Below are 8593 nucleotides of genomic sequence, written 5' to 3'. Positions count from 1 at the left end.
ATATCGTGCGATCCAAAGGTGATACTCCCCCTCTGCCGTCAACGCATAGCGTTGGTAGTATCCGTGACGATGCAAGGGGCGGCGGGATGAACAGTGGGGGCATTGGTTCACGTCGGGAAAATCGTTCCCTTTCCCACGATCCGTATACGTTTGAATGTCAATGCCAAAGTCGTGAAACTGGATCACACTTCCTCCCCCTCATTGAAACGAATGGAAATCTTTGTCCGAAACAATTCACAAAAAATTTAGCACATTCCTTCAGAAAAGGGGAGAGGGCTTTCTGAAAGAATGTGCAAAAAAATGGGTGTTTTGTGCTGAAATAAAATGATAATTTACACCAAAATGTTTGTTGGTTGCAAAATAATTTCTTGCATGGTAACCGTGGAAACTGGTCCAACGATTAATACTTCCATCTGATTGATAATCTTCTATCACAGTGTCCCTATTTTCATAAGGAGCGGAAATCCAAACGGCAGTTATCCCCATATTTTTTAAATAAGGAATTTTATCTATGATTCCTTGGAAATCACCGCCTTGATACAACTTTAAATCTTTTCCGTTCCCCTGGTTATTGCCGTCCGGATCATCAAACAGGGTAGGATCAAAACCAGGAGGCTTGTTATTTGATGGGTCGCCATCAAAAAAACGGTCCGTCACGATCTGATATATTGTGTCTTTCGGGGTAACTGGTCCTAAAGCTCCTGTAGATGTAGTCGCCTCAGTCCTGGAAAACGAAAAACCAAATGAAGAATAGAGCAATAGAGCAAGAAGAAAAACGAGATATGATTGTTTAATGAATTTTGGAACCTTCCACATGCCATTTCTTCCTTTCTTTTAAAATAATATGACGTAAAAAACTACCTTCTTACTGATATACTTTTTCTTATGACATTTCTATGGGTAACACCACCTCCTATTCATTGAGCATCTCATTTTGATCTATTTAAGAAGTCAATAAACTAACCGTCACTCGTTAATTTGTTATAATATTCTGACTAAAAATTATAAAGGCAGGAATCATGCATTGACTCGATGACATCCATCAAAGCCAATCACTTAGATATCACTAATAATCGATATACCCATGATCTCTACATTCAAACAAGCAGATACGGCTGAAAATCCATTTAAATTTTCGGTTGCCATTTTGGACTCTCTTGCAAAGAAGGCGGGATTTCAATCACGAGATTCCGTCATAAGGAACCCGTGTTCACATCAAAGACTTTTGTCAACCTGGCTAATGTTGATGATTCATTTCAAATGGTGTTCATGTACCAAGGGAAAAGGGAGTTCTTATCAACACCTATGAGGAGCGCATGCGAATCATTGTTTATGGCACCAGACTCTATAGTGGGAACCAATTACCAATAAAAAGGATTGTTTTGCAGATTGACCTTTAAAATATAAGAAAATAATCAAAACGATTTTTTCATTTTTCGATTTTGTACGTAACCAACTAAATTTCTCCAATGACTTAAAACCTTATCTATTTTATTGGTCCATCTTTTCTGTATCCCAATAAAGAGGGAGCGATAAGCTTCTTAAGTTATAGAGATACACGTGATGAAGTACGTCCAATCGCTATATCTTGTGAGTGAAGAAACGATCGACAATTTACTTTATCTAGTAAGTATCGAAATCGATTTTTTTGCTAAGGGCAGCCACCCGCTAACCCCGTTCAAGATTTTTACCTTATAGGTAACTCCCGTTTTGAGCATATTATCCCCCTAACCGCCTTTTCGCGGCTAGGGGAAGCTTTATTTCCTGCCATCGTTGCACGAAAACCGCTTCACAATCCGATGCGGAATAATGATTCGTTTTACCGGTTCGTTCGGGTTGGCGATTTTTTCGATTAAACTTTTTGTTGCTTCATAACCGAGCTGGAAAATTCTTAACATAATGTCAACAATACAGGAGAAATTGATGACATTTGGAATTTCATATTTATCGAAAGTTCCTTACTTATTTATCACTATCTCTACATTAATCTCGCATTTTACGGGCTGATCCTCCAAAGTAAACGCCAAACAACCTTCTTCTTGCTTGATAGAATGTACAGATTTCCCGTTCATTCTTACCTCGGAAGCGGTGACACCTGGTATCAGAATGTGGTAGGTCCGTTGTTCAACCGACTCAGGATAGGAACCAGTTCCTGCTCCAATATTTACAATTATCTTGCCGTCCAAGTTCTTCTGACTGAACAACATAGTGCGGTATTCTCCCCGTTTATAAGCTGTTGTCTTTCCATCATCTTCATATAGCAGGAACTCACCATTCCGACCGGGATAGACGATAATGGTCATCTTATCCCATGATCGTTCCTCTGCATGTTGCATTACAGGCAATGTAGGGATGATCGACCCCGCTTTGGCATAGATAGGAATACGATCCAGAGGCGCATCAGCTTCGATCGTTCTCCCCCCCTCAACCGACTGCCACGTCCAAACATCATACCAAAGACCTTCTGGCAGGTAAACCTTGCGGGATGTTGCTCCTTCTTCCAAAACGGGAGCCACCAGCAAATTGGATCCAAAGAAGAATTGATCACAGATCTCGGTACAATTGAGATCCTCCGGCACCTCCATAACCATTGGACGCATGTAAGGTATCCCGGTGCGATAGGTTTCAAATGCACAGGAATAGATGTAAGGCAGAAAGCGGTAACGCCACTCGATGAAATTCTTTACGATTTTTTCCGTTTCTTCACCAAAAGCCCAAGGCTCACGATTTTGATGAGCACCATGGGGGCGCATGATAGGGGTAAAGGCTCCAAATTGTATCCAGCGCACATAGAGTTCAGGTGACGGTTCATTCCCTTTAAATCCACCGATGTCGCTGTTCCAGAGTGGGAGGCCGACAAGGCTCATGCTTAAAGCTACAGACAGTTGCTTCTTCAAGTCGGTCCAAGTGCTCTCCACATCGCCGGACCAGACCCCCACGCCATAACGCTGACTGCCTGCCCATCCCGAGCGACTCATGATAAACAGTCGGCGCTCTGGACAGTTTTGTTCATGCGCCAAGGCCAATGATTTATGCATTTCCAAGGCAAAAATGTTATGGACCTTTTGAGCAGGGCCGTCGTGATGGACCATATCCGGGAAGTGAACCTCCGGCTCGTTCAAGTCGGTCCACCAACCCTCTATACCCATCTCAATCAATTCCTTGTGTTGGTCGGCCCACCACTGTTTGGCAAGCGGATCTGTGAAATCAACCAACGCCGATTCTCCTGCCCAAAATGGGAATAGATAGGTTTCTCCATTTTGCTTTTTGGCAAATACTTTAATCCTGTCTCCTTCTGGGAACAAACGGCTTTCTTTTGTCACATAAGGCTCTTCAATTACGATGGGATGAAACCCTTTGCCGCGCAATCCCGCAATCATCTTTTCCGGCTGCGGGAAGGCGATACGGTCAAAGCACATATCCCCCATCTTCTTAAACCAGTAGAGATCTAGAATGATTGAATCGCACGGAATCCGTTTTTGACGGAAAGTTTCTGCCAATTCCTCCACTTCCTGACGACTCTTGTATCCAAATTTGGACTGCAAATAACCAAAAGTCCAGAGTGGAGGAATCTCCGGGCGACCCGTCAATTTCACATACTGACTGACCAAATCTTTCAGCTCTTGCCCCAAGAATAGATAATAGGTGATCGTCCCACCCTCGGCTTCATAGAACCAGATATCTTCCTTCTCCACACCGAAATCAAAACGGGCGACCCAAGGATTATCAACGAAGAGACCGTACCCCTCTGAACTGTAGATAACTGGTATCATCAATCGTGAAGGCGAAGGCAGATGTTTGTTCCAGATCGGTCGGATTGTACCACGGTGATTGAGGCGAACATCATCCTGATTGAGATCTGATTCCCCCAACCCGTAGATGCGTTCGTCACCGGAAAATTGAAAGGAAATGCGGCTCTTCCAACCGTCAAACTGATACGCCGCAGTATCAGCGCTTCTCGTTACCTCCCGGCCTGTTTCATTAAAAAAGCGAATTCCGAAGGGCACTTTGGAAATTACCGCTCTCCCCTTCGGGATGGAAACAGTAATCTCATTTTCTCTCTCTTCCGCCTGAAGCGGAAGAAACTCTTTTAGCAGAACCGAATAGGAAGGTTCCGGAACCTCTTCGCTCCAATCGGTCACTTTCAGGAACTGGACCTGGACGGTTCCTTCCTGTGGGGAGCGAATCAGAACCTTGGCTTGAAATGCATAGTACAGTTCAACTGCTGTTTCCGTAATGGTAACTTCTCTTAAATCGGTTAATGTATGCATGATGACGACTCCTTTTTTTAAACTAAAATCACATCCTCATAAGCATCCAGCTGGATCAGATATTATTCTTTTACTCAATGCTCTGCACCTCATCTCCGTACTTCGATTACCCCTTGTTTGCACCTGCGCTTAAGCCTGCAATAATGTATTTTTGCAGTAACAAGAACAGAATAGTGATCGGGATCGCTACAATAATGGCTCCTGCCGCAAAAGTTGTAAATTCAGTATTTCCGCGACCGGTAACCATCTCAAACAACCCAATTGCTAGAGTTTTATTTTCGTTGGAGCGTAGAACCAATCGGGCGAAAATAAAATCCATCCATGGCCCGATAAAATTGTTAATCGCAATAAAGGTTAAAATAGGCACTGACAGAGGCATCATCACTTTGAAAAAGATGGTGGTGTGGGATGCACCGTCGATTTTAGCTGCTTCCTCCAAGCTTCTTGGCAATCCATCAAAATATCCTTTGACCAGCCATGCTCCAAATGGTATAGAACCGCCTGCATATACAAGAATCAATCCCCACAAATTGTCCAATAGGCCAATCTGGAGAAGAAGAATATATATAGCAATCATTCCCATAAAGCTAGGAAACATCTGCAGAATCAGCATCGCCATCAAACCTTGGCGGCGGCCAGGAAATCGAAAACGTGAGAAAGCATAAGCCGATGACACGATTAAAAACGTGGACAAGATCATATTCATCGTTGCAACGAATAAAGTATTTTTAAACCATTTGACATAATCAGTTTCATACCATAGATGTGTGTAATGCTTCATTGTAATTTTCTCAGGCATAAGAGTTGAACTATACAATGTGTCTCCTGGATTTAACGCCCCAATGAAAATCCAGACGATTGGATACAAAACCAAAATAGCTGAAATGATCAGAAAAGCATAGATTAGAACGGTAACCACAGCTTCCTTGAACTTTGCACCGGACAATTTTTTTGTACGTAATGGTTTTGCACTCATCTTTACATCATTTCCTCTTCTTTAAATGCTTTTGTTTGTCGGAAGTTCCAAATTGAAAATACTGCTACTACAATAAAAATCAGAATGGAAAGTACGGAAGCCATATAAAATTGGCTATGGTTCAAAGTCAGCTTATAGATCCAAGATATTAACAAATCAGTTGAACCTGCATAAGTATATTTGCCATCGGCAGGTCCCCCTTGGGTAAAGAGGTAGATGACGTTAAAGTTATTGATGTTTCCAGCAAAGCTCATGATTAAAAGTGGAGAAGTATAGTACATTAATAAAGGAAAAGTAATTGAGCGAAATTTTTGAAATGTGCTTGCTCCGTCTACTTCTGCCGCTTCGTATAATTCCTTGTCAATATTCGTCAACACACCTGCAATTAATGCCATCCAGAACGGGAATCCCAACCAAATATTTATGGTCACTAGAGCTACTTTTGCCCAAAATGGATCGGACAGCCAAGGAATAGGATCAATTCCTAAAGTGGATAAATACTGGTTCAAAGGACCGAATTGACCGTTGAAAATATTTCGAAAAACAAGGATAGAAATAAATTGGGGAACAGCCCAGGGCAATATGAATATTGTTCTCCACATTCGTTTCAGGCGAACTTTATTATGATTAATAATTAAAGCAAAGAACATCCCCACAAAAAACGTGGTGAAAGTAGCTAGAATAGCCCATATGATGTTCCAAGTCGCTATCCCATAAAATGTCTTGCTCCATGCTTGTAATCTAAATAAATCAATAAAATTCTGGAACCCCACCCAATCCACTAGGTTTTTTGGAGGCAAATGATTGGGGGAAGAAAAGTTAGTAAATGCAATCAGAATACCAAAAGTCAATGGAAGAACGGAAAGAAAGAGAGTAAAGATTGCAGCAGGAGTCAAAAGAATGTAAGCATATCCATACTCCCATGATTTTTTCAATGATTCTATAAAACTGTTTACTTTTTCTCCGGTCTCGTGAAGTTTGCCTGTTTTATAGGCATCACGAATATTATAGATATAAAATAACAGGAAAATAACAAGGACTATAACAATTATCAATCCCTCTATCATCAAGAAGATGGAATGATCTCCTTCTATGACTACCCTTCCCCTTCTTCGAACCTGAGCTTGCTCACCTAAGGTGATCAAGCCCCATAAACCGTTCACAATCGGGTTTGTCAAAAAAACAATTACATATATTTCTACCAGAGCATATAAAATTCCTTTGATGTACTGCCGATTATAAATTTGTCCCAGACCCATAAAAAGGAAGGATAATACCGCGGCTGTACTTGCTTTCTTGGTTTGGCGGCGTTCTGGTTCTGCAACTAAATTGGGTGTTGGAGACATGCAAAGATCCCCTTTCCGTTTTTTTTCACATTAAGAATCAATGCCCTCCGAAACAGAGAGCATTGATTCAATTTTCTATCTCGTTGCTACTGACCCTGAGTGGCAATTCCCGCTTTAATCTGGTCAACCGCCGCATCCAGAGCTTCTTTTGGATCTTTTCCATCATTCCAAATCGTAGTGAGAGCAGATGCCATAGGTTCCCAGACCATTGGCATTTGTGGAATGTTTGGCATTGGCACTGCATATTTTGCTTGCTCCAAGAATGCCGATGCAATTTCATCATTTTTTATAGTTTCATTGTCTAGAAGAGATTGAACCGGTGGCAATTGCCCAGTCATTTCAAAACGTTTTAGTAGCATTTCTTCACTCGTTGCAAATTTGGCGAATAAGGAGGCTGCGTTCGGATACTTTGTATAAGCATTTACATAAAATGCGCGAATACCAGAAAAACTTGTAGGTGTTTGACCGTTCTCCAATTTAGGCAACGGTATGACACCGAAGTTCACGCCAGCATCGCGATGGCCCGCTACAGCCCAAGGTCCATCAATATTGAAAGCTAGTTTTCCTTCGTTAAATAAAGATTGTTTCACATCATAAGTAATATCTTCCACCTTCAAAGGCAAGATTTCTTTATGAATACGTTGCATTAACTTTCCTGCTTTTACAGCTCCTTCATTATTCAAACCAATGTCTTTCGGATTGGTATTGTTATCACCGAATACATAACCACCGTATCCGCCGATAAATGAGTATACAAAATACAAGTTCGCTACTTCCATCATGAATCCATATTTATTGTTTCTAATATCAGTCAATTCTTTAGCTTGTGTAATCAGTTCATCCATGGTTTTAGGTAATTTCTTTACCAGATCTTTGTTGTAGAATAAAGCATATGTTTCAATAGACGTAGGATAGCCGTAAAGAGTTCCATCAACTGTCGTCCCCTCAATAGCAGATTTCATAAACTTATCTTGATACTCTTCTGGGAAAAAGTTTTCTAAAACCAATCCTGCTGATACCATAGATCCTAGATGATCGTGTGGAGCAGCAAACACATCTGCCGCAAGTCCAGCCGGACCATCCGTTTTGAGCTTTTCAGGCGCATCAGTATGTCCTACTTCTTCAAAAGTTACCGGCACCCCATACTTTTTGGTAAATTCTTCAGCCACATATTTGGTCCATTCACCAATTGCTCCGCTAGATTCCCAGACTTTCAGTTTAGCACCTTTTTCTGGTTTAATTTCTTTACTGTCTCCTTCATTTGTACTTGCCGGTTCATTCTTCCCGACACTTTTGTGGGATGATGTTGGTCCACAAGCCGCCAGCAAACTGAATACCAGCACCATCACTGCCAAAATTGAGATACCCCTTCTCTTTTTCTTCATTTTCCCTCTCCTTCCATATGGCTAAATCATTCATACCATTAAAACCCATAATAAAACCCATAAACAAATACTTTTGCGCAATCGTTTGCATATATATTTCAAAAAATAATACGTATATGTAAGGGGTTTCAATGGTATTTTACCTTAATTATAAAAGCCTAGAAACAAAAAAGCAATAATTTTTTATATAGTCAATGAAGTGCAAACATTTGATAAATTCACAAAAAATTAAATTAAAAAAATTAAATTCTAGTCTACAAATGGTACCGTCAAGAATTTTGTGTAATGTAACTGTAGATGAGCAAAATCACTAACATAAATTTACATCGAAACAAAAAAGGAGACATGAACCCGATTCCTTGGTTAGAATAGATGTGCTACCAAACTATTCACAAGGAGGTTCATGTCTCATGAATAGATTAGCACATCATCAAGGAATTCACAAGTTTTTCACGATGTTGGGGTTGACCCTTTATTTTTCAAAACCTGTTATGAAGCATCTCGTTCATATCGTGGATGCGATGATCACGAAGGGCTTTTCGGGAACATTGACCGATCTTCATCATGGGAGCTTTCATCCGAACCACCGCACGACACTCAGCCATTTTTCCCGAA

At 41.0% G+C, this 8593-nt stretch carries 5 protein-coding genes and 3 pseudogenes; 1 reads left to right on the top strand and 7 read right to left on the bottom strand.

Translation table 11 applies throughout. From position 1 onward, the window contains the following. From CD000_RS18975 to CD000_RS00900, 7 genes and pseudogenes are all read right to left on the bottom strand, one after another. Nucleotides 1–186, bottom strand: a pseudogene (locus CD000_RS18975) (DUF6431 domain-containing protein); the annotation flags it as partial. 72 nt (nucleotides 187–258) lie between these two features. Beyond that, nucleotides 259–816, bottom strand: a complete 558-nt coding sequence (locus CD000_RS00925) for an alpha-amylase family glycosyl hydrolase (protein ID WP_198962471.1) — start codon at nucleotides 814–816, stop codon at nucleotides 259–261. Between the two features lie 941 nt (nucleotides 817–1757). Further along, nucleotides 1758–1892, bottom strand: a pseudogene (locus tag CD000_RS18970) (LacI family transcriptional regulator); the annotation flags it as partial. A 66-nt stretch (nucleotides 1893–1958) separates the two neighbouring features. Further along, nucleotides 1959–4271 carry a glycoside hydrolase family 31 protein gene (locus tag CD000_RS00915; protein ID WP_096224680.1) on the bottom strand — a complete coding sequence of 771 codons (2313 nt, stop codon included), beginning with the start codon at nucleotides 4269–4271 and terminating at the stop codon, nucleotides 1959–1961. Between the two features lie 106 nt (nucleotides 4272–4377). Continuing rightward, nucleotides 4378–5247, bottom strand: a complete 870-nt coding sequence (locus CD000_RS00910) for a sugar ABC transporter permease (RefSeq protein WP_012749396.1) — start codon at nucleotides 5245–5247, stop codon at nucleotides 4378–4380. A 2-nt stretch (nucleotides 5248–5249) separates the two neighbouring features. Further along, nucleotides 5250–6593: a sugar ABC transporter permease gene (locus tag CD000_RS00905; RefSeq protein WP_012749395.1), complete on the bottom strand. Its 1344-nt coding sequence runs from the start codon at nucleotides 6591–6593 to the stop codon at nucleotides 5250–5252. An 86-nt stretch (nucleotides 6594–6679) separates the two neighbouring features. After that, on the bottom strand, nucleotides 6680–7978 hold the full coding sequence (locus CD000_RS00900) for a sugar ABC transporter substrate-binding protein (RefSeq protein WP_096224679.1): 1299 nt from the start codon (nucleotides 7976–7978) through the stop codon (nucleotides 6680–6682). Nucleotides 7979–8388: 410 nt separating this feature from the next. On the opposite strand from CD000_RS00900, the pseudogene CD000_RS18965 reads away from it, so the two are divergent. Continuing rightward, nucleotides 8389–8593, top strand: a pseudogene (locus CD000_RS18965) (IS701 family transposase); the annotation flags it as partial.

Source organism: Geobacillus sp. FJAT-46040 (assembly GCF_002335725.1).
Taxonomy (GTDB): domain Bacteria; phylum Bacillota; class Bacilli; order Bacillales; family Anoxybacillaceae; genus Geobacillus; species Geobacillus thermoleovorans.
The sequence above is the reverse complement of the archived record's forward strand: the minus strand, read 5'-3'. Positions and strand labels throughout refer to the sequence as shown.